Consider the following 19,047-nt stretch of genomic DNA (forward strand, 5'->3'; position numbering starts at 1 on the left):
CCGATCTCCGAGGGTCAGGCGGCGACCGTTTCGGCGGGGTGGACCACGGTGGCCGGGTGCCGCCAGCGCTGGTACCAGGGCGCGTCCGGCGCGCCGTCGAGCACCCCGCCGTCCGGGTCGTCCGCGTAGGTGTCCCGGACGGCGTCCCGCTCGGGGCGCAGGATGTCCCGGATCACGAAGCCACAGAGCACCGCGACGGTGATGAGGCGGAGGCTGGCGGCGAGCACGAAGACACCCTCGGGGAAGACCGGCCGGGTGGTGGCCGCGCCCAGCAGTTCGCCGTAGAAGGCGGCGAAGTAGCAGACCTCGGCGAACTGCCAGGCCAGGAAGGCGCCCCAGCGCGGCCGGGCGAGCACCGCGAGCGGCAGCAGCCAGAGCACGAACTGCTGGGACCAGACCTTGCTGAAGATCAGGAAGGCGGCGACCACCAGGAAGGCCAGCTGGGCGAGGCGGGGGCGGCGCGGCGCGAGCAGCGCCAACGCGGCCACGCCGAGGCAGGCCAGGCCGAAGAGCAGGTACGACAGCCAGTTGAGCGTGGAGATGTGGGCGTTCAGCCACTCGAAGGGCCCGAGGTCACCGGGCGCGGAGGGGCTGATCCTGCCGTCCAGGTAGCGGCCGATGTACCAGAGCGTGCCCCAGTCGATCGGCCGGGTGGTGTTCAAGTCGAAGAAGCGTTCCCAGCTCTCCCGGTAGGGGATCGCGACGGGCAGGTTGACCGCGATCAGGGCCACCGCGGCGGTGGCCGCGGCGGTGAGTGCGGCCCGGAGCCGTCCCGCGCGCAACGCGAGCACGAGGATCGGCCCCAGGATGAACAGTGGCCACATCTTCGCCGCCCCGGCCAGGCCGAGCAGCACCCCGGCGGTTGCCGGGTGGCGACGTGCCCAGGCCAGCAGTCCGAACGCAGCCAGGCCGACGGCGAGCAGATCCCAGTTGACGGTGGCGGTGAGTACCAGGGCCGGTGAGAGTGCGAAGAGGGCCGCGTCCCACGGTCGTCGCCGGCGCAGGCTGAGGATGACGGCGACGGTGGCGACGGCGAGTGCGCTCAGCACCAGCGCGTTGAGGTTGTAGAACCACTGCCCCTGGTTGATGCCGGGGTTGTCGACGCCGAGGGCGTGCACCGGCAGGCCGAGCGCGCCCATGAAGTAGCCGGTCAGCACCGGATACTCCACCGGGTGGTCGGCGTAGGGGACCTTGCCCTCGTTGAGCCCCTCCGCGTAGTAGAGGGCGAGCACGTCGGTGTAGCACATCCGGGTGTACTGGACGTTGTTCTGCCAGGCGCCGTCCTGGCAGGGGGACTTCTGCACCCAGTGCAGGGCCAGTGTCAGGCAGACCAGGGCCAGCACGATCCGCGCCGCGGTCCAGAACCGGCCCTCCCGGCCGGCGGGCCGGTCGAGGGCGACGGCGTGGTCACCGAGTGGGCCACCGATCAGCCCGCTGGCGCCGCGCACGAAGCCGTCCGAGCGGGACGGGTGGTCCACGACGGCTCCAGGTCGTGGCGCGGAGGCGCCGGGTTGGGGGTGCCGGTCGGACCCGTTGTCGTCGATGCCTGCCGTCGACTGGGTGCTCATGAAGAGGCATCCTGCCGTACACCGGGCCCCGCCGTCCCGCCTCGCGCCCACAATTCCGCTCCGCGAAACGCCGACGGCGGCCGGACCAGGGTGGTCCGGCCGCCGTCGTGGCGTGCGCGAGCGTCAGTACGTCTGGCGGGTCGGTGCTGTGCCCGGTAGCAGGCCACCACCGCGACCACCGGTGTCGCCCGGTCCCGGTGGGAGGCCCGGCCCGTTGTTGCCGCCACCACCGTTGTTGCCGCCACCACCGTTGTTGCCGCCCGGGCAGAACAGGCCCAGCGGGTCGCAGCCCGGCTGGCCCGGTTGGCCCGGCAGCGGCACCTCCGGCGGCGGCTGCTCGCCGTTGCCGGTGTCGTCCTTGCCGACGTGCGCGGCCGGCGGGAAGTCTTCCTTGTCCTTGTCCTTGAGCGCGTCGTTCATGAAGCGCTGGAAGATGGCGCCGGGCATTTTGGCACCGCTGATGTCGTTGCCGTTCTTGTCCTTGATTGCCTTGCGGTTCTTGAGGTTGCCCACCCAGACGGCGGTGGCGAGTTGCGGCGTGTAGCCGATCATCCAGGCGTCGCCGTTGGCTTTGGGCTGCTTCGGGTCGCCGAGTTCCCAGGTGCCGGTCTTCTCGGCGGCCTTGCGACCGTCGTCGAGCCGGCGGTTCACCTGGCCCGGGTACTGCTCGAGCACCGAGGTGACGTCGGCGACGATGTCCTTGTCGATTCGTTGCTGCGGCTTGAGCTTCTCCCCGCCGACCGTGTCCCACTTGCCGGTGACCGGGTTCTGCTTCTGCACCAGCTTCACGAAGTGCGCCTTGTTGTAGACGCCCTGGTTGGCGAAGGTGGCCACGCCGTTGGCGTGGTCGAGCACCGTGATCGGGTACTGGCCGTAGCCGATCACGTGGAAGAACGGCGACGGGGCCAGGTCCTTCGGGTCCGCCCGGGTCAGATCGTGGGCCTTGGCCGGGTTGGTGTCGGTCTGCCACATCGTGGTGACGCCGGCCTGCTTGGCCATGTCGAGCACCTTGTCCGGGCCGATCTTCTCGGTGATGTAGTAGAACGGCACGTTCAGCGACTTGAGGGTCGAGAGTTCGAGGGTGCAGGAATCCCCACAGGAGACCCGGTCGGCACCGGCGTTGCTGACCTTGAACTTCGTGTCCTTCGGGGTGAACGCCGAGCCCTTCCACCGCGACTTGATCGAGATGCCCTCCTTGAGGGCCGCCGCCAAGGTGTAGATCTTGAAGCTCGAACCCGGCGAGTGTCCTCCGGAGATCACCCCGTTGTCGATGTTCTTGCCGGCGTAGTCGGTGCCGGTGCCGTTGTCACCACCGTAGTAGGCGCGGACCGCACCGGTCTTCGGGTCGATCGCCACCACGGCAGCCATCAGGTTCGCCGGCTGCTTGTAGAGCTCCGAGCCCTTCTTGGCTCGCTGGGCGGCCTCGAGAGCCGCCTCCTGCATCTTACTGTCGATGGTGGTGGTGATCTTGTAACCGCCCCGGCTCAGCGCCTTCGCGCAGAGCGGCTTGGTCTCGGTCACCTCGGCCTCGTTGTCGGTGCAGAGCTTCATCTCGCGCAGTTCCTGCGAGACGTAGTTGACGACGTTGCCGTACGGGGTGTCGATGCCGAAGCCGCCGCCGTTGTTCTTCGAGGGCGGCTGTAGCGACTTGAGCGGGTACTCGGTGGGGTGCTGCGGCATGTTGGGCGCGTCGAGCCACTTCTCGGTGATCATGCCGTTGATGACGTAGTTCCACCGGTCCAGCGCGGCTTCCTTGTTGATCGCCGGGTCGTAGCCCCGGTGCGTGGCGCTGGGCTCGGGCTGCTTGATGAGCGCCGCGAGCACGGCCGCCTCGGCCACGGTCAGCTTCGAGACGTCCTTCTTGAAGTACGTCTGCGCCGCCGCCTGGATGCCGTACGCGCCGCGGCCGAAGTAGATCACGTTCAGGTAGTGCTGCATGATCTCGCGCTTGTCGTACTTGTCGTTCAGCTTGGAGGCGAGGATCGCCTCCTTCACCTTGCGGCCGTACGTGTCCTGGTTCAGGTTGTCGAAGGCGTTGCGGGCGTACTGCTGGGTGATCGTCGAGGCGCCCTGCTTGTCGCCGCCGCTGATGTTGTTCCAGGCGGCCCGGGCGATGCCCTTGTAGTCCACGCCGGAGTGCCGGTAGAAGTTCCGGTCCTCGGCCGCGGCGACGGCGTGCTGGACGTGCTCCGGGATCTGGTTGATGGTGACCAGCTGCCGGTTCTGGTCGCCGATCTTGGCGATGGCCGTCTTGCCGGTCTTGTCGTAGATGGTGGTCGACAGCGGCGGGATGGTGTCCTCGGGGAGCGGCACCTTCTGCGAATACCAGGTGAAGCCGACCACGCCCATGCCGGCGAGCATGATGAAGACGGCGAACCCGGCGATCATGATGTTGATGCGCCGGCGCTTCTTCGCCCGGGCCCGCGACGCCGGGTCGTCCCCGCGCCCGCCGCGACCACCCCGGCCGGGGCCGGTCGGGCCGCCGGGCCCACCGGGGCCGCCACCGGCCATGCCGGGCACGCCGGCCCGGGCCACCGTGGCCCGGCCGCCCACGGCCGCCGACCCGACGCTCGCCCGCCCGGCAGTACCGACGCTCGCCGCGCCGACGGACGCACGCCCAGCCGGTGCTCCCGGGGACACCGGCACGGAAGCCCGGCCGCCGGGTGCCGGCGAGACGGGCACCGAGGCGCGCCCCGGACCGGACCGGCCCACGGAGGCCGAGCCCGCGGCACCCCGGGGTGCCGCGGCGCCACCGACCGAGGCCCGGCCGCCGGACGCGGAGCCGCGCGGCGTCACGGAGGCCCGGGCCGAGGCCGCGCCCTCCGACCCGGAGGACCAGCCGTTCCCGGGAGAACCGGGCTCGCCGTTCGGGCCCGGGATCTGGGCCCGCCCACGCGAAGAACTGGGATCGCCGTAGTTCATTCCTCACACCCTGCCGGTCGCGGTGGGGCGCGGGCGCGCCGCCACCGGGTTGCCGTGAGATGGAACACGAGACGCTACACCCCGGAGGGGCCGGGGCGCAGGCGTCAAATCCGACCTATTCGGATCAATCAGACCTAGTGGCTGTCGGTCGCCCCGCCCTGAGGTCGGGCCGGGATCGATCGGGACAGCCAGGTTCACCGTTGCGCCTCTCGCCTTCGCCGAGGGGTGGAGCCGGTCGCGGTCTCCTGCTCCGCCGCGTCCTCCGTGCCGCCGGCCAGCCCGTCCCGGCCGAGCAGGAACTGCTCGACGAGATGGTTCCAGTCGCAGCCGGGGCACACCTCCACCACGAACACCTGGAACTCACGCAGCGTCATGGCCAGGACCGGCAACTCCGCCCGGGTGCGCGCCTGGCCCGCCGACTGCTTGAGTTCGTCGCCGTAAATGTAGTGGACGTGGATGAGGTTCTCACTGCGGCAGATCGGGCAGCGCTCGTCGGTGGGCTCGCCATGGAAGCGAGCGGCGTTCTTCAGGTACGGCGAGGCGTCGCAGACGTCGTAGGTGCCGATCCGCCCGGTGAGGAGTTCGCGCAGCACCGCTCGCTTCTGGAGCGAGTAGTCGACGACCTGGCGCTGCGTACGCATGCGGGAAAGGGTACGCGGTCCGGCGGGGCGAGGCGACCACCGTCACGATCCGTGACGACAGAACCGCGGAATCGGGGGTTTGCCCTGATCATGCGTCTCCGCTAACGTGCGATGTATCGGACCGATACATCGCGGCGGTTACCGCTCCGCGCCGGGGGTAAGAAGGGATGGCCCGTGCTCGAGTTCGCCATCCTGGGTCTCCTGCAGGAGGCTCCGATGCACGGCTACGAGCTGCGCAAGGAGCTGACCGCCAAGCTCGGCGCCATCCGGGCGGCGATCAGCTACGGCTCGCTCTACCCGACCCTGCGACGGCTGCAGGCGGCGGGCTGGATCACCGAAGCCGCCGAGACACCCGCGACCGCCGAGGAGGTTCCCGCGCTGACCAGCCGACGCGGTCGGGTGGTCTACACCATTACCGCCGAGGGCAAGGAACGCTTCGCCCAGCTCATAGCGCAGGCTGGACCCGAGACGTACGACGACACGGGCTTCGGCGTGCACTTCGCGTTCTTCGCCCGGACCGACCAGGCCACCCGGCTCCGGATCCTGGAAGGTCGTCGCCGGAAGATCGAGGAGCGTCGCGAGGGCCTTCGTGACGTGCTCGGCCGGGCGGCCGAGCGGCTCGACGCGTACACCCTGGAACTGCAACGCCACGGGCTCGACGCCTGTGAGCGCGAGGTCCGCTGGCTGGAGGAGCTCATCGCCAACGAGCGCTCCGGCCGGGCCCCGACGGTCCCCCAACCCGGGACGGCCGGCGGCCGCAGAGAAAACGACAGCCCGCCCCCGCCTGGAGAGTCCAGGAAAGAGCGGCCGTGATGAAAGAAGAAGGAGGCAGACGTTATGGGCTCCGTCCGCGTCGCCATCGTCGGTGTGGGTAACTGCGCCTCGTCCCTCGTGCAGGGCGTGGAGTACTACCGGAACGCCGACCCGAACGACCGCGTCCCGGGTCTCATGCACGTCACCTTCGGCGACTACCACGTCTCTGACGTGAAGTTCGTCGCGGCGTTCGACGTGGACGCCAAGAAGGTGGGCATGGACCTCGCCGAGGCCATCGTGGCCAGCGAAAACAACACCATCAAGCTGTGCGACGTGCCGCCGACCGGCGTCACCGTGCAGCGCGGCCCGACCTTCGACGGTCTCGGCCAGTACTACCGCGAGATCATCGAGGAGTCGGACGTCGAGCCGGTCGACGTGGCGCAGGCGCTGCGCGACGCGCAGGTCGACGTGGTCGTCTCCTACCTGCCGGTGGGCTCCGAGCAGGCCGACAAGTTCTACGCCCAGGCCGCGATCGACGCCGGCTGCGCGTTCGTGAACGCCCTGCCGGTCTTCATCGCCTCCGACCCGGAGTGGGCGAAGAAGTTCGAGGACGCGGGCCTGCCGATCGTCGGTGACGACATCAAGAGCCAGGTCGGCGCCACCATCGTGCACCGCGCCCTGGCGAAGCTCTTCGAGGACCGCGGGGTCGAGCTGCTGCGCACGTACCAGCTCAACTTCGGCGGCAACATGGACTTCATGAACATGCTGGAGCGCAACCGCCTGGTCTCGAAGAAGATCTCGAAGACCCAGTCGGTGACCTCCCAGATCCCGCACGAAATGCAGAAGAGCGACGTGCACATCGGCCCGTCCGACCACGTGCCGTGGCTGGACGACCGCAAGTGGGCGTACATCCGCCTGGAGGGCCGCTCCTTCGGTGACACCCCGCTGAACGCCGAGCTGAAGCTCGAGGTGTGGGACTCGCCGAACTCGGCCGGTGTCATCATCGACGCCGTCCGGGCCGCGAAGATCGCGCTGGACCGGAAGATCGGTGGCCCGATCCTCTCCGCGTCCTCGTACTTCATGAAGTCCCCGCCGAAGCAGTACGCCGACCACGACGCGCACGCCGCCGTCGAGGCGTTCATCGCCGGCGAGGTCGAGCGCTGAATCGCTGAGCACTGAGAGGAAGGCCGGGTCCGCACGGACCCGGCCTTCTTCTTCGGGTACGTCAGGACCAGGCGCGGCGCAGCGCCACGGCCGCTTCGAGTTCGAGCAGGGTGACCTTGCGCGGGAGCCCGCCGCCGAAGCCCACCAGCTTGCCGCCCGCCCCGACGATCCGGTGGCAGGGCACGAGCACCGGGATCGGGTTGCGGTTGCAGGCCACCCCGACCGCCCGGGCCCCTCCCGGATCGCCGACCGCCTTCGCCACCTCGCCGTAGGTCTTCGTCTCCCCGTAGGGGATCCGGGTCATCTCGCGCCAGACCGCGCGCTCGAACTCCGAGCCACGCGGCGCCACCACCGGCACGGTGAACCCGGTGAGTTCGCCGGCGAAGTAGGCCCGCAGCTCGGCCACCGCCAGCCGCGCGACCTCGTCGCCGGGCTCGTCGGTCGCCGACGCCACGCGGCCGAAGTGCGCCGCGCGGACGGCGTCGGTGTCGGTGCCGACGGAGAACTCCCCGATCGGTGAGTCGAGCACGGTCCAACGCATGTCACCCATTGTTCCGCGCCATGAGGCAAAGTTCCTCCCGCCCCGGGCGTCTGAGCTACGGAGGTGGGCGGTGGCAGAGGTCGACGGGGAGTTCACCGCGTTCGTCAACGAGCGGGGAGGGGCCCTGCTGCGCGTGGCGTACGCGCTGGCCGGGAACCAGCATGCGGCGGAGGACCTGCTCCAGAACGCGCTGGCCAAGGCGTACGCCCGCTGGCCCCGGATCCGCGGCGACGCGGAGCCGTATGTGAAACGGATCCTCTACCACGACCAGGTCTCCGGTTGGCGGCGCCGGGCACGGCGCCCGGAGGTGCCGGTCGCGGACGTGCCGGAGCGGGCGGCGCACGGCGAGGACAGCGACCTGCGGCTGCTGCTGCGGGACGCGCTCCGGGAGCTGCCGCCCCGGCAGCGGGCCGTGCTGACCCTGCGCTACCTGGAGGACCTGAGCGTCGAACAGACCGCGGAGCTGCTCGGCTGCCGCACCGGCACGGTGGCCAGCCAGAGCGCCAAGGCCCTGGCCAAGCTCCGGCAACTGGTGCCGGGCCTGGACGAGCGGACCAGCCGAGCGGAGGTGACCCGATGACCACGTCGCTGGACGAGACCCTCCGGGCGGCCGTACGCGACCTCGCGGACGGCGCCGGCCCCGCCCCGGACCTGGCCGCCCGGGCGCTCGGCCGGGGCCGGCGGCTGCGCCGCCGGCGGCGGGTGACCGCGGCCGCGGCAGCCCTGGTCGCGGTGGCCGCCGTGACGCTCCCGTTCGTGCTGCTCCGGCCCCGCCCGGCCCCACCCCCCACGACGCCACCCACGACCGCCACCCCGTCGCCCTCGATGCGGCCCACCCCGGGCGCGGACTGGGCCGGGAAACCACTGGTGCTGCCCGGAGACTGGGTGGTGACCCGGGCGCAGGCCGCCGGCGGTTCCGGCGGCGGAGTCCTGCTGGACCGGAAACGAGGTCGCTACTTCAGCACCGACCGCTACGACGGCATCTTCCCGGCGCCCACCGGCTCCCTCGTCGCGGTCCGGGACGACGACCGTCCCCGGGAGATCGGCCTGTTCGATCTCGCCAGCGGAAAGACCCGCTGGTACGAGGTCGGCCGGGCGCTCTCCACACCGCGCTGGTCGCCGGACGGACGGCGGCTGCTGTTCACCAGCCACCAGGTGGACCATTTCGGCTTCATCGTGCTGCACCCGGACGGCACCAGACAGGTCCACCCCGTGGGCCTCCTCGGCTGGCCCTGCGCGGACTCCTGCGAATTCACGTGGACGCGGGACGGCCGGGAGGTGGCGCTGACGCTGAGCAAGCGTCGTTCGGAGAGCTGGCCCCGGGATCTCGCCAAGGGCGTGCAACTCCTCTCGGCGGAGGACGGCCGGCCCACGCGTCTGGTGACCATGCCGGGCGGGCCGGTCGGCCCGGACGCCTGGTCGCCGGACGGGAGGTACGTGGTCGTGCAGGGGCAGCAGGAGCCGCTGCTGGTGGAAACGGCCACCGGCCGGGTGGTGAACCCGCTGCCCACCGCCGACGTCGTCTGGGTCACCGACGACCGGCTGCTCTACCGCCGGCCGAACGGGTCGCGCGACTTCGTGCTCGCCGACCCGTCCGGGCGGGAACTGGTCCGCCAGCCGCTGCCGAAGCAGCTGGTCGGCCTTGAGTTGAGCGTCGCTCCAGGCTGACCGTTCGGTCGGTCGTTGATGTTGCGCGGGATCGATACCGTGCAGGTCGTGGCCACGGGGACGCTCATCTTCCTGATCATCGGTGGGGCGGGGGTCGCGGTGCTGACGCTCGCCCTGCTCGGGTCGGGCGTGCTGCACCTCGGCCATCCGGACGTCGACGGGCCGGTGTCGCTGGAGGCGGTCGCCGGGTTCACCGGCGCGTTCGGGTTCGGCGCCGCGATCGTCAACGAGCTGCTCGGTGGGCGTACCCCCGGGATGATCGCGGCGGCGGTGGCCGGCGGCGCGCTCGCCGCCGTGCCCACCGGCTGGCTCGCGGCCCGGCTCAGCCGCGCGGCCCGGAACATGCGCACGGACGCCACGCCGACCCGTGACCACCTGGTCGGCGCCATCGGCCTGGTGGTGACCCCGGTCCCCGCCGACGGCTACGGCGAGGTCCGGGTACGCCTCGCCGGCCAGCCCGTCAAACTCAACGCCCGCGCCGACCGTCCGATCCCGGTCGGTGCCCGGATCTTCGTGGTCGAAGCACTCAGCGAGACCAGCGTGCACGTCGAGACCTACTGATTCCCCCAGCACAGACGGGAACTCCCATGCCCCTGCTCGTCGCCATCGGCGGCGCGGTCCTCCTCGCCGTCGTCCTCGTCCTCTTCGTGCTCTCCCGGATCAAGGTGGCCGGGCCGAACGAGGCGTTCATCGTCACCGGCCGCAAGGGCCGGACCACCCAGACCGCCGACGGCGGACGCTCCACCGACATGTCCGGGCAGAAGGTCGTGCTCGGCGCGTCGGTCTTCGTGCTGCCCGTCGTGCAGAAGCTCCAGTCCCTCGACCTGTCCAGCCGACGGATCGACGTCGGCATCAAGGGCGCCGTGAGCAAGCAGGGCATCCGCACCGACCTGCACGGCGTCGCGATCGTCAAGGTCGGCGGCACCGAGGACGCCATCCGCGCGGCCGCCCAGCGCTTCCTGCACCAGCAGGACGAGATCGAGGACTTCACCCGGGAGGTGCTCGCCGGCGCGCTGCGCTCGATCGTCGGCCGGCTCACCGTCGAGGAGGTCATCCGGGACCGGGCGGCGTTCGCCAGCGCGGTGGCCGAGGAGGCCGAGCACTCGATGACCAACCAGGGCCTCGTGCTGGACACCTTTCAGCTCCAGGACATCCTGGCCGAGGGGTCCTACCTGTCCGACCTCGGCCGCCCCGAGGCGGCCCGGGTGCTCAAGGACGCGGCCATCGCCGAGGCGCGGGCCCGGCAGCAGGCCGAGCAGGAGCGGCTGCTCGCCGAGGAGGCGATCGCCGAGGCGAACCGGAACCTGTCGCTCAAGCAGGCCGCCATCCAGGCCGAGATCGACGCGGCCAAGGCGAAGTCGGCGGCGGCCGGCCCGCTCGCCCAGGCCGAGCGGGACCAGGCGATCCTCACCGAGCAGCAGAAGGTGGCCGAGCGCAACGCCGAGCTGAAGCAGCGCCAGCTCGACACCGAGGTGCGCAAGCCGGCCGACGCGGCGCGCTACAAGGTCGAGCAGGAGGCCGAGGCGGCCCGCAACGCGGCGGTGCTCACCGCGGACGCGCAGCGGCAGGCCACCATCGCCGCCGCGCAGGCCGCCGCCGAGCAGGCCCGGCTCACCGGTGAGGGCGAACGGGCCCGCCGGGCCGCGCTGGCCGAGGCCAACGCGATCGAGGGTGCCAAGGAGGGTGAGGCCGAGCAGCGCCGGCGTTCCGCGATCGCCGAGGCCGTCGAGCGCGAGGGCCAGGCCGAGGCCGCGGCCATCCTGGCCCGTGGGCAGGCGGAGGCCGACGCGATGGCCCGCAAGGCCGAGGCGTTCGCCGCGTACGGCGAGGCGGCGGTGCTGGACCTGCTGGTCAAGGTGCTGCCGCAGGTGGTCGAGGCGGCCAGCGCCCCGATCGGCGCGATCGACAAGATGACGGTCATCTCGACCGACGGCGCCTCGTCGCTGACGAAGTCGGTCGCCGGCAACGTGGCGCAGGGCCTCCAGCTCGGCAGCGACCTCACCGGCATCGACCTGGCCGGGCTGCTCGCCAAGCTGGGCAGCGCGCACGCCAACGGCAGGAACACCGTGGACGGCAGCGCCGTCAACCCCTGACCTGACACGACGGCGCCCGCCGGTTCCCCTGCGGGGGATTCCGGCGGGCGCCGTTATGTGGACGGTCAGCTGACCGCGACGACGAACTTCTCGCCGATGCCGAGGCCCAGGGTCTCGCTGTTCCAGTCGACGGTGCGGCTGGAGATGAGCTGGCTGGTTCCGGTGCTGCCGGCGGTGACGGCCTGCCCGTCGACGTACGCCCGCAGGTAGATCGAACCGTCCGGGTTGTAGTCGAGGAAGTCGAACGTCTCCCACGGGCCGATCGCGGTGGCCCGGGCGATCAGCGGCTTCGTGCCGGCGCTCTCCGCGGTCACGAACTTGCCGTTGATCAGCGCCTTGAGGCCGAAGAATCCGTCACCGACGCTGACGATCTCGAACTGCTCCCAGGATCCGACGGCCGCCGCCTTGGCGACCAGCGGCAGGCTCCCGCCGTTCTCCGCCATGACGAACTTGTTGTTCGCGAGCGACTTGAGGCCGACGACCGGGGCCGACGCGTCCCAGTCGAACTTCTCGGCGGTGCCGATCGCGGTCTTGGTGGCGATCAGCGGAGAGGTGGTGCTCGGCGCGGTGACGTACCGGCCGTTGACGGTCGCCTTCAGGCTGATGGTGCCGTCCGTGTTGTCGATGATCTGGAACTTCTCCCAGGCGCCGATCACGGCGGAGCGGGCGATCAGCGGCCGGTTGCCGCCGCTCTCCGCGGTCACGAACTTGTTGTTCGTCCGGGCGCGCAGACCGACCAGGCCGCTGCCGGCGTCGACCACGTCGTACTTCTCCCAGGCCCCGATGGCGGTTCCCCGGGCGATCAGCGGCCGGTTGCCGCCACTCTCGGCGGTCACGTAACGGCCGTTGACCCGGGCCTTCAGGGCGTACGAGGTGCGGGCCGTCGGGACCGCGCCGACGTGCAGGAGCCGGTCGATCGAGCCCATGGTGTCGTGCACCGCGCCGCCGACGCCGGTGGTGACGATGGAGTCGCGCACCTGCTGCGGGCTCCAGGTCGGGTGCGCCTCCAGCAGGAGAGCGGCGGCGCCCGCCACGTGCGGGGAGGCCATCGAGGTGCCGTTCATCGCCACCGAGCCGTCGGTGGTGCCCATCTTGGCGGAGACGATGCCGGTGCCCGGTGCGAAGGTGTCCAGGCAGCGGCCGTAGTTGGAGAACCAGGCCCGGAGGTCCACCTGGTCGGTCGCGCCCACCGTGATGGCCGCCGGCACGTTCGCCGGGGAGACGCCGCAGGCGTCCTGCATGCTGTTGCCGGCCGCGACGGCGTACGTGACACCGGAGGCGATGGAGCGGGTGACCGCGTCGTTGACCGCCTGGTCGGTGGCGCCGAAGCCGAGGCTCATGTTGGCGACGGCCGGCTTGACGGCGTTGGCGGTGACCCAGTCGATGCCGGCGAGCACCTGCTCGCTGGTGCCGCTGCCCTCGCAGTCCAGCACCCGTACGGCGACGAGGTCGACCTGCTTGGCCACACCGTACTTCGTGCCGCCGATGGTGCCCGCCACGTGCGTGCCGTGGCCGTCGCAGTCCTGCGCCACGTTGTCCTGGTCGACGGCGTCGTAGCCGTTGCTGGCCCGCCCGCCGAAGTCCTGGTGGGCGATGTCGATGCCGGTGTCGATGACGTACGCGGTCACCCCGGCCCCGGTCGCCGGGTAGGTGTAGACGCCGTTGGCCTTCGCGCTGGTCTGGTCGATCCGGTCCAGGCCCCACGACGGGGTGCCGCTCTGGCTGCCGGTGGCCGACCAGCGCTGCACCTGCTGGACGTAGGCGACGTCGGGGTCGGCGGCGAGCATCTCCGCCTGCCGGCGGTTCATGGTGGCGGAGTAGCCGCGCAGCGCCTTGCTGAACACCCGGCGGACCGACCCGCCGTGCTTGTCGGCCAGCGCCGACGCGTCCGCCCGCACCTCGGCGGGGGTGGCCTTGCCGTCCGCGAGGACGACGATGTAGCGGTCCGGCACCGCACCGGCGGTGTCGGCGCCCCGGACCGCGGCCCGCGGGGTGTTGCTCGGGTCGGCCAGGGCGGGGCCGCCGGTGGTGGCGCAGATGACGGAGGTTGCCGAGGTGAGGGCGAGCCCCACCAGCGCAGAACGGCGCAACGCGCCGGAGCGTCTCACTGAGATTGTCTCCCCGTGTCCAGCGACCGTCCGGATCGGACGGGCGGATTCGATCGGAACCGCCTCACCCTCGATACCGGGGAGGCCGGTGCTGACCAACATCATGCGGGAGACATCGACCGTTGCGCGTCAACCGTTCGGTCGACACGCCGGCGTATCGTCGTGCGGGGTCGCCGGCCTCAGCCGAGAACGTCCTGCTCCCGGGCCCAGCGGAGCAGCTCGGCCTCCGCCTCGTCGCGGTCCAGCGGGCCGCGTTCCAGCCGCAGCTCCTTGAGGTGCTGCCAGGCCCGCCCGACGACCGGCCCCGGCGGTACGCCGAGCAGTTCCATGATCGCGTTGCCGTCGAGGTCGGGGCGGACCCGGGCCAGGTCCTCGTCGGCCGCGATCCGGGCGATCCGCTCCTCCAGCGCGTCGTAGTCGGCGGCGAGCTGGGCCGCCTTGCGCCGGTTGCGGGTGGTGCAGTCGGAGCGGGTCAGCTTGTGCAGGCGGGTCAGCAGGTCACCGGCGTCCGTGACGTACCGGCGGACCGCCGAGTCGGTCCACTCGCCCCGGCCGTACCCGTAGAAGCGCAGGTGCAGGCCGACCAGCTTGACCACCTGGGACGTCACGTCCTTGGGGTAGCGCAGGGCCTTCATCCGGGCCTTGGTCAGCCGGGCGCCGACCACCTCGTGGTGATGGAAGCTGACCCGGCCGTCCGGGCCGACCGACTTGGTGGCCGGCTTGCCGACGTCGTGCATGAGCGCGGCCATCCGCAGCACGAAGTCGCAGCCGTCCTCCTCCATCGACATGGCGTTGTCGACCACGGTCAGGGTGTGCTCGTAGACGTCCTTGTGCTGGGCGTGCTCGTCGATCTCCAGCTTGAGCCCGGTCAGCTCGGGGAGGAAGCGCTCGGCCAGGCCGGTGTCGACCAGCAGCCGCAGTCCCGTGATCGGGTCGGCGCCGCAGAGCAGCTTGGTGAACTCGTCCCGGATCCGCTCGGCGGTGATCCGGTCGAGGTCGGCCGCCATCCGGGTCATCGCCGCGCGGACGTCCGGGTGGACCGTGAAGCGCAGCTGGGCCGCGAACCGGGCCGCGCGCAGCATGCGCAACGGGTCGTCCCGGAACGACTCCTGCGGCGTGCCCGGGGTACGGATGATCTTCGCGGCCAGGTCGGCCAGGCCGCCGTACGGGTCGGTGAACCGGTGGTCGGGGACGCTGACCGCCATCGCGTTGACGGTGAAGTCCCGGCGCTTGAGGTCGTCGACCAGGTTGGTCCCGTACTCGACGACCGGGTTCCGGCTGACCTGGTCGTACGCCTCCGCGCGGAAGGTGGTGATCTCCAACCGGAGACCGTCGCGCTGGCAGCCGATGGTGCCGAACTCCCGCCCGGTCTCCCAGATCGACTCGGCCCAGCCGCGGATGATCCGGATCGTCTGGTCCGGGTGGGCGTCGGTGCAGAAGTCCAGATCGTCACCGAGGCGGCCGAGCAGGGCATCCCGGACCGAGCCGCCCACCAGGTGCAGTTCGTGACCGGCCTGGGCGAAACGCCGGCCCAGCTCGTCGGCGACCGGGGAGACGCGGAGCAGCTCGGCGACGGCGTTGCGCTGCGCAGCGGTCAGGTCGCGGCGGTCGGCGGCGTGGGAGGCGGAGGCTTCGGACATGGGATCGCCAGCCTATCGGGCCGGGGCCGTGGCTCCTGCGCCGGGCGCGGGTAACCGGCCGAGGTTGACTAAGGTTTCGGTTGGGTCGGGCCGGGGAGGCCCGGCTCTCGCGTACCCCTTGGAGGCTGGGAGATGAGCGGCGGGCTCTACCGCAGCGCGAACGCGCACGGCGGCGGCCTGCCGCCGGACGACGGCGCCACCTTCATCTCGGCGGAGCCGCTGAACCAGCCGGGGGTCGAGGCCACCGCGCCGCCCCAGGAGGTCGTCGCCGAGACCAGCGCCGCGGCGAACAGCGCGGTGATGGCCATCGGCAGCCTGGTCAGCCGGGGCACCGGCTTCGTCCGCAACCTCATGATCGGCGCCGCGCTCGGCACCATGGTCGGCGACGCGTTCACCACCGCCCAGTTCCTGCCGAACCAGGTGTACGAGTTCCTGCTCGGCGGCGTGCTGACCAGCGTGCTCGTGCCGGTGCTGGTCCGCCGTCGCAAGGCCGACGCGGACCGTGGCGAGGCGTACGCGCAGCGGCTGCTGACCCTGGCGGTGCTGGCGCTCGCCGCCACCGCGCTGATCGCCGTGCTGCTGGCGCCGGTGCTGACCGCGCTCTACGCCGCCGGCGGGAAGGACCCGCAGTACACCCAGCTGGTCACCCGGCTGTCCTACCTGATGCTGCCGATGCTGTTCTTCACGGGCATCAGTGCGCTGATCGCCGCGGTGCTGAACACCCGGGGGCACTTCGCCGCCCCGATGTGGGCGCCGATCCTCAACAACATCGTCTCCATCGGCACCTTCGGCCTGTACATCGTCGTGTACGGCGCGACCGCGCTGCGGCCCGGCGAGGTGGGCTGGGACCGGATCCTGCTGGTCGGCGGCGGCACGCTGCTCGGCGTGGCGGTGCAGGCGGTCGGCCTGCTGCCGGCGCTGCGGAAGGTCGGCTTCCGCTGGAAGCTGCGCTTCGACTTCCGCGAGCTGGGCCTGCGTGAGCTGGCCCGGCTCGGCGCCTGGATGTTCTGCTACGTCGCGGTCAACCAGCTCGGTCTCTTCGTGGTGGTCAACCTGCTCACCCGGGCCTCCGGCGGCGACCGCAAGAACGCCGGCCTGCTGATCTACAACAACGTCTTCCTGCTGCTCATGATGGCGCACGGCATCATCGCCGTCTCGATCATCACGGCGCTGATGCCCCGGATGAGCGCGGCCGCCGCCGACGGCCGGTTCCGCGACGTCACCGCCGACCTGTCCCGGGGCACCCGGATGGTCACCGCGGTGCTCGCCCCGGTCGCGGTCTGCTACGCCGTGCTGGCCGGCCCGATCTCGGTGGTGGTCTTCCGGTACGGCGCCTTCACCGGCGACAACGCCGTGGCCACCTCGACCGTGCTGCTGGTGGCGGCGGTCGGCCTGGTCCCCTTCGCGATCAGCCAGCTCTTCACCTTCGCCTTCTACGCGCTGCCGGACACCCGCACCCCGGCGCTGGTCAACATCCCGGTGGTGGTCCTGCGGGTGCTCCTCCAGGTGGGCCTCTACCTGGCCTTCTCGGCCACCTTCGCGGCCGCCGGCATGATGCTCGGCAACGCGATCTCGTACGTGGCGGCGGCGGTCGTCTCGGCGCTGCTGCTCCGCCCCCGGGTCGGCCGGATCGGGCTGGGCGGGATCATGCGGACCATGGGCCGGGTGGTGGTCGCCGCGTTGGGCGCCGCGCTGGTCGGCCTGCTCGTGGTGAAGGTGCTCCCCGGCGACCCGGCGCACCTGAGCTGGCTGGCCGCGGCCGTCCAGCTGGTGATCGGCGGCGCGGTGATCGGCGTGACGTACCTCGGGCTGGCCATGGTGCTGCGGATCGGCGAGATCACCGAGGTGGTCGGGATGGTCCGGCGCCGGCTCGGCCGGTGACCTCGACCAGCGCCTATGACGGACGGTGAACGAGGATCACCAGCCTGGGGATACGGCTGTGGATAACTCGGAGTTCCCCCGCCCAATGGGCCTCTCGGCCTGTGGACAACCAACCGTACGGCTGAGGGTGACGGGCCGGAGCAGGGGAAACTCATCCGGGTCGCAAGGGCCGCCACACCGGTGCGCCCCTGCGCCGACTACTTGCCGTCAACATCTAGATTGGGCGTGCGTGTCCCAGCGACGTGGCCGAACCGGACCGTTCACCCGGCCGATCACCATGGTCACTGGCGTCCCACCGGCTCCGGCGGGAAGATGACATGTCGGAGAACCGGGCATCCCGGGTAAGGTCGCTCTCGACGGGTACGGCAGGTGCCGACGTGGGCGTCGACACCGGTCTGCCGGGTCCAGCCAAGGCAGAGCGGGAAGCCACATGCCCAGCAGCACGGATCCATCGATCGACACGATCACCGAGGGAGGACGGGTGACCCAGGTCGGCGAGGGTCAGGAGGCGGAGGAGAGCTCTCCTCCGGTCGTGACCTTCGGTGCTCCCGCGGTCGGTGAAGTCCTTGCCGAGCGGTACGAGCTGGTCGAGCACATCAACAACGACAGCGCGGGCCGGCTGGTCTGGCGCGGTGTCGACGTCGTGCTGCGCCGCCCCGTCGCGGTGGTCCTCCGCTACCCCGGTGGCGACTCCGCCACCGAGATGCTCCAGGCGGCCGTCGCGGCGAGCCGGGTGATCCACCCCAACCTGGTCGGCGTCTACGACGCGATCGACGAGGCCGACCGGGCGTACGTGGTCCGCGAGTGGGTGGACGGCCAGTCGCTGCGCGAGCTGGTCACCGCCGACGGTCCGCTGGACCCGGCCCACGCCACGGCCATCGGCAGCGCGGTCGCGAGCGCCCTCGCCGCCGTGCACGCCACCGGGATGGTGCACGGCAACGTCCACCCCGGCACCGTGATGATCAGCGACGACGGCCGCGTGGTGCTGGCCGACGCGCGTACCGACGGGGCGGACAGCCAGGAGAACGACCTGCGGGCGGTCGGCGGGGTGCTCTACTTCGCCCTGACCGGGCACTGGCCGCACGGCGAGGCGCCACTGCACGGCGCCACCGCCGGCCACGGTCGCGCCGCCCTCCCCGACGCGGTCCGGGACGCCGGCGGCGCCATCGCCGCCCCCCGGCAGGTGCGCGCCGGGGTGCCGGCGTACCTCGACGACCTCACCATGGACCTGCTCGACCCGGAGATGGCCCCGCCCTCGTCGGACGTGCTGTCGGCCGAGCTGAACCGGCTCGACGTCCCCGCCGACGAGCACTTCCTGGAGCAGGCCGGCCCGCTGCGCTTCACCGCCGACCCGGGGGAGGAGCCCTCGCCGCTGGCCGCGGCCGGCGGTCGCAAGGTCGCCCTGGGCATCGCCGGGCTGCTCGCCGTGGCCCTGGTCGGGCTGCTCATCGGGATCAGCGCCCTCGGCGACGACAAGGACCCGGGCAAGGAGCCGGTGGCGCAGCCGACGAGCAGCGCGCCCGCCGGCGGCACCACCGCGCCGGCCGCGCCGGTCCGGAAGCTCAACATCCAGGACGTCCGGATCATCGACCCGGAGAGCCGGGACCGCGCCGAGGTGCGGAACGCCGAGAAGGTGATCGACGGCGACCCGAACGAGGGCTGGGAGACCGCCAGCTACCGGAACAACGGGAAGTTCGGCGGTCTGAAGAAGGGCATGGGGATCTGGATCGACCTCGGCGCCCCGCACACGGTCAAGTCGATCAAGGCCACCCTGTCCTCCACCGGCGCCTCGGCCGAGCTGCGCGCCGGCAAGGGCGAGTACCCGTCCAGCTCCTCCGGCGACAAGGCTCTCGTGGCGGCCTACACCGAGCGGATCGGGCAGCCGTTCGAGGACCACGACGGCACCACGATGGTCTTCGACGGGTTCAACCCGGAGGCGAAGTACCAGTACCTCCTCTTCTGGATCACCGAGCTGCCGGAGAAGGACGGCGGCGGCGGCTGGAAGCTCGGCGTCCAGGAACTGACGGTCGAGGGCTCGTGAGCCGTTCGCCGCACCCGGTGCACCGCC

At 71.5% G+C, this 19,047-nt stretch carries 14 protein-coding genes; 8 read left to right on the forward strand and 6 right to left on the reverse strand.

The features are described from left to right. Positions 1 to 14: 14 nt before the first annotated feature. The 3 genes from GCE86_RS25395 to GCE86_RS25405 all read right to left on the reverse strand — a co-directional run bounded on the left by GCE86_RS25395 (position 15) and on the right by GCE86_RS25405 (position 5,131). Positions 15 to 1,568: a glycosyltransferase family 87 protein gene (locus tag GCE86_RS25395; protein ID WP_154229236.1), complete on the reverse strand. Its 1,554-nt coding sequence runs from the start codon at positions 1,566 to 1,568 to the stop codon at positions 15 to 17. Positions 1,569 to 1,691: 123 nt separating this feature from the next. Further along, on the reverse strand, positions 1,692 to 4,490 hold the full coding sequence (locus GCE86_RS25400; protein ID WP_154229237.1) for a transglycosylase domain-containing protein: 2,799 nt from the start codon (positions 4,488 to 4,490) through the stop codon (positions 1,692 to 1,694). 194 nt (positions 4,491 to 4,684) lie between these two features. Then, positions 4,685 to 5,131, reverse strand: coding sequence for a DUF5318 domain-containing protein (locus tag GCE86_RS25405; RefSeq protein WP_154229238.1), 447 nt, complete (start codon positions 5,129 to 5,131; stop codon positions 4,685 to 4,687). 174 nt (positions 5,132 to 5,305) lie between these two features. Between GCE86_RS25405 and GCE86_RS25410 the strand changes: the two genes are divergently transcribed. Together GCE86_RS25410 and GCE86_RS25415 are read left to right on the forward strand one after the other, a co-directional pair. After that, the gene (locus tag GCE86_RS25410) at positions 5,306 to 5,944 is read left to right on the forward strand and encodes a PadR family transcriptional regulator (protein ID WP_154229239.1); all 639 of its coding nucleotides are present in this window, start codon (positions 5,306 to 5,308) and stop codon (positions 5,942 to 5,944) included. Positions 5,945 to 5,968: 24 nt separating this feature from the next. Continuing rightward, entirely contained in the window at positions 5,969 to 7,048 is a 1,080-nt protein-coding gene (locus GCE86_RS25415) for an inositol-3-phosphate synthase (protein ID WP_154229240.1), read from the forward strand. Positions 7,049 to 7,109: 61 nt separating this feature from the next. Here the strand turns inward: GCE86_RS25415 and GCE86_RS25420 are convergent, their stop codons facing one another. Continuing rightward, positions 7,110 to 7,589, reverse strand: a complete 480-nt coding sequence (locus tag GCE86_RS25420) for a methylated-DNA--[protein]-cysteine S-methyltransferase (protein ID WP_154229241.1) — start codon at positions 7,587 to 7,589, stop codon at positions 7,110 to 7,112. A 70-nt stretch (positions 7,590 to 7,659) separates the two neighbouring features. On the opposite strand from GCE86_RS25420, the gene GCE86_RS25425 reads away from it, so the two are divergent. The 4 genes from GCE86_RS25425 to GCE86_RS25440 are packed head-to-tail and all read left to right on the forward strand — an operon-like array spanning position 7,660 to position 11,350. Continuing rightward, complete coding sequence (locus GCE86_RS25425) at positions 7,660 to 8,169, forward strand: SigE family RNA polymerase sigma factor (protein WP_244317075.1); 510 nt, start codon at positions 7,660 to 7,662, stop codon at positions 8,167 to 8,169. Further along, positions 8,166 to 9,257 carry a PD40 domain-containing protein gene (locus GCE86_RS25430; RefSeq protein WP_154229243.1) on the forward strand — a complete coding sequence of 364 codons (1,092 nt, stop codon included), beginning with the start codon at positions 8,166 to 8,168 and terminating at the stop codon, positions 9,255 to 9,257. The genes GCE86_RS25425 and GCE86_RS25430 overlap by 4 nt, the downstream gene beginning before the upstream one ends. An 18-nt stretch (positions 9,258 to 9,275) precedes the next feature. Next, positions 9,276 to 9,818 carry an NfeD family protein gene (locus tag GCE86_RS25435; RefSeq protein WP_154229244.1) on the forward strand — a complete coding sequence of 181 codons (543 nt, stop codon included), beginning with the start codon at positions 9,276 to 9,278 and terminating at the stop codon, positions 9,816 to 9,818. A 26-nt stretch (positions 9,819 to 9,844) separates the two neighbouring features. Next, entirely contained in the window at positions 9,845 to 11,350 is a 1,506-nt protein-coding gene (locus GCE86_RS25440) for a flotillin family protein (protein ID WP_154229245.1), read from the forward strand. Positions 11,351 to 11,415: 65 nt separating this feature from the next. Here the strand turns inward: GCE86_RS25440 and GCE86_RS32420 are convergent, their stop codons facing one another. Both GCE86_RS32420 and GCE86_RS25450 read right to left on the reverse strand, forming a co-directional pair. After that, positions 11,416 to 13,458, reverse strand: a complete 2,043-nt coding sequence (locus tag GCE86_RS32420; protein WP_154229246.1) for a S8 family serine peptidase — start codon at positions 13,456 to 13,458, stop codon at positions 11,416 to 11,418. A 179-nt stretch (positions 13,459 to 13,637) separates the two neighbouring features. Further along, positions 13,638 to 15,098 (reverse strand): CCA tRNA nucleotidyltransferase, encoded by a 1,461-nt coding sequence (locus GCE86_RS25450; protein ID WP_154229247.1) that lies wholly within the window; start codon positions 15,096 to 15,098, stop codon positions 13,638 to 13,640. Between the two features lie 132 nt (positions 15,099 to 15,230). On the opposite strand from GCE86_RS25450, the gene murJ reads away from it, so the two are divergent. Both murJ and GCE86_RS25460 read left to right on the forward strand, forming a co-directional pair. After that, positions 15,231 to 16,979 carry a murein biosynthesis integral membrane protein MurJ gene (gene murJ, locus GCE86_RS25455; protein WP_154229248.1) on the forward strand — a complete coding sequence of 583 codons (1,749 nt, stop codon included), beginning with the start codon at positions 15,231 to 15,233 and terminating at the stop codon, positions 16,977 to 16,979. Between the two features lie 430 nt (positions 16,980 to 17,409). After that, positions 17,410 to 19,020: a protein kinase family protein gene (locus GCE86_RS25460; RefSeq protein ID WP_154229249.1), complete on the forward strand. Its 1,611-nt coding sequence runs from the start codon at positions 17,410 to 17,412 to the stop codon at positions 19,018 to 19,020. Positions 19,021 to 19,047 lie beyond the last annotated feature (27 nt).

Source organism: Micromonospora terminaliae (assembly GCF_009671205.1).
In the GTDB taxonomy this organism is placed as follows: domain Bacteria; phylum Actinomycetota; class Actinomycetes; order Mycobacteriales; family Micromonosporaceae; genus Micromonospora; species Micromonospora terminaliae.

Bases quoted from the DNA above. Each gene is read 5' to 3' on its own strand.
- GCE86_RS25395 (WP_154229236.1), bottom strand. From the start codon at position 1,568: ATGAGCACCCAGTCGACGGCAGGCATCGACGACAACGGGTCCGACCGG.
- GCE86_RS25400 (WP_154229237.1), bottom strand. From the start codon at position 4,490: ATGAACTACGGCGATCCCAGTTCTTCGCGTGGGCGGGCCCAGATCCCG.
- GCE86_RS25405 (WP_154229238.1), bottom strand. From the start codon at position 5,131: ATGCGTACGCAGCGCCAGGTCGTCGACTACTCGCTCCAGAAGCGAGCG.
- GCE86_RS25415 (WP_154229240.1), top strand. From the start codon at position 5,969: ATGGGCTCCGTCCGCGTCGCCATCGTCGGTGTGGGTAACTGCGCCTCG.
- GCE86_RS25420 (WP_154229241.1), bottom strand. From the start codon at position 7,589: ATGCGTTGGACCGTGCTCGACTCACCGATCGGGGAGTTCTCCGTCGGC.
- GCE86_RS25430 (WP_154229243.1), top strand. From the start codon at position 8,166: ATGACCACGTCGCTGGACGAGACCCTCCGGGCGGCCGTACGCGACCTC.
- GCE86_RS25435 (WP_154229244.1), top strand. From the start codon at position 9,276: ATGTTGCGCGGGATCGATACCGTGCAGGTCGTGGCCACGGGGACGCTC.
- GCE86_RS25440 (WP_154229245.1), top strand. From the start codon at position 9,845: ATGCCCCTGCTCGTCGCCATCGGCGGCGCGGTCCTCCTCGCCGTCGTC.
- GCE86_RS25450 (WP_154229247.1), bottom strand. From the start codon at position 15,098: ATGTCCGAAGCCTCCGCCTCCCACGCCGCCGACCGCCGCGACCTGACC.
- murJ (WP_154229248.1), top strand. From the start codon at position 15,231: ATGAGCGGCGGGCTCTACCGCAGCGCGAACGCGCACGGCGGCGGCCTG.
- GCE86_RS25460 (WP_154229249.1), top strand. From the start codon at position 17,410: ATGCCCAGCAGCACGGATCCATCGATCGACACGATCACCGAGGGAGGA.